This is a genomic window from Pseudomonas sp. Sample_9, assembly GCF_004307535.1.
Lineage (GTDB): Bacteria > Pseudomonadota > Gammaproteobacteria > Pseudomonadales > Pseudomonadaceae > Aquipseudomonas > Aquipseudomonas mercuritolerans.
The window spans coordinates 12918-14730 of record NZ_RAZO01000467.1 but is presented as its reverse complement, the minus strand read 5'-3'; the positions used below and the strand labels follow the sequence as shown (position 1 = coordinate 14730).

Sequence of the window (1813 nt, the reverse complement as noted above, 5' to 3'; positions counted from 1 at the left end):
AGTAGAAGTACTCCAGGTGCTTGAACTCGGTCTTGCAGGCCGAGAACAATTCCTCGCAGATCTTTACGTGCGCGTCCATCGAGCCGCCGATGTCGAATAACAGCAACAGCTTCACCGTGTTGCGGCGTTCCGGGCGCATCTGGATATTCAGCAGGCCGGCGTCCTTGGCGGTGTGGTCGATGGTGCCGTCAATGTCGAGTTCTTCCGCCGCACCCTGGCGGGCGAACTTGCGCAGACGACGCAGGGCGACCTTGATGTTGCGCGTGCCCAGTTCCACCGAATCGTCGAGGTTCTTGTACTCGCGCTGGTCCCAGACCTTGACCGCTTTGCCCTGACGCTTGCCGGCATCGCCAACCCGGATGCCCTCCGGGTTGAAACCGCCGGAGCCGAACGGACTGGTGCCACCGGTGCCGATCCACTTGTTGCCGCCGGCGTGACGTTCCTTCTGTTCTTCCAGACGTTTCTTGAATTCTTCAATCAGCTTGTCCAGCCCGCCAAGGGACTGGATCTGCGCGCGTTCTTCGTCGCTCAGCGAGCGCTCGAATTCCTTGCGCAGCCAGTCTTCGGGAATCAGCGCCTGCAAGTGATCGTCGAGTTTTTCCAAGCCGTTGAAATAGGCGCCGAACGCGCGGTCGAACTTGTCGAAATGGCGTTCGTCCTTCACCAGAATCGCCCGCGACAAGTAATAGAACTCGTCCATGTCGGCGAAGGTCACGCGCTGTTTCAGCGCGTTGATCAGGTCGAGCAACTCGCGCACCGACACCGGTACCTTGGCTGCACGCATTTCGTTGAACAGGTTGAGCAACATGGCAGCAGCCTCTTAGCGGGTGCCGCGCCGGCTCATGAACGCCAGGCGCTCAAGCAGTTGCACGTCCTGTTCGTTCTTCACCAGCGCGCCTGCCAGTGGCGGGATGGCTTTGGTCGGATCGCGCTCGCGCAGCACCGCTTCGCCGATATTGTCGGCCATCAGCAGTTTCAGCCAGTCGACAAGCTCGGACGTCGAAGGTTTTTTCTTCAGGCCCGGTACCTTGCGCACGTCGAAGAACACGTCGAGCGCTTCGCTGACCAGATCCTTCTTGATGTCCGGGTAGTGCACGTCGACGATTTTCTGCAGGGTAGTGCGGTCGGGGAAGGCGATGTAGTGGAAGAAGCAGCGGCGCAGGAAGGCGTCCGGCAGTTCTTTTTCGTTGTTGGAAGTAATGATGATGATTGGACGCTTCTTGGCCTTGATGGTCTCGTCGATCTCGTAAACGTAGAACTCCATCTTGTCGAGTTCTTGCAACAGGTCGTTGGGGAACTCGATGTCGGCCTTGTCGATTTCGTCGATCAGCAGAATCACCCGCTCCTCGGACTCGAAGGCTTCCCAAAGCTTGCCTTTCTTCAGGTAATTGCGCACATCGTGGACTTTTTCATTGCCCAGCTGCGAGTCGCGCAAACGGCTGACCGCGTCGTACTCGTACAGACCCTGATGGGCCTTGGTGGTGGACTTGATGTGCCAGGTGATCAGCTTGGCACCGAACGACTCGGCCAGTTGCTCGGCGAGCATGGTCTTGCCGGTGCCCGGCTCACCCTTGACCAGCAGCGGCCGTTCCAGGGTGATGGCGGCGTTGACCGCCAGCTTCAGGTCATCGGTGGCGACGTAGGCCTGGGTGCCTTCGAACTTCATCTGCAAATCCTCGAACGGTAACGCTGACCTTACGGGCAGGGCGGGGCGAAATAATCGGATGCCCGACTATAACGCGCGCGCCGGTCGACTGTGAACGCAGACGGCTTATTCAGTCTCTGAATGGAGCGTCACATGTTGACTCAGTCT

2 protein-coding genes are annotated in these 1813 nt (G+C 58.9%); both read right to left on the bottom strand.

All coding sequences use genetic code 11. From position 1 onward, the window contains the following. Positions 1 to 808: VWA domain-containing protein (locus D6877_RS26790; protein ID WP_130912650.1), on the bottom strand; the 808-nt coding region annotated here is incomplete at its 3' end. Between the two features lie 12 nt (positions 809 to 820). Continuing rightward, positions 821 to 1666 carry a MoxR family ATPase gene (locus D6877_RS26785; RefSeq protein WP_007911294.1) on the bottom strand — a complete coding sequence of 282 codons (846 nt, stop codon included), beginning with the start codon at positions 1664 to 1666 and terminating at the stop codon, positions 821 to 823. Positions 1667 to 1813 lie beyond the last annotated feature (147 nt).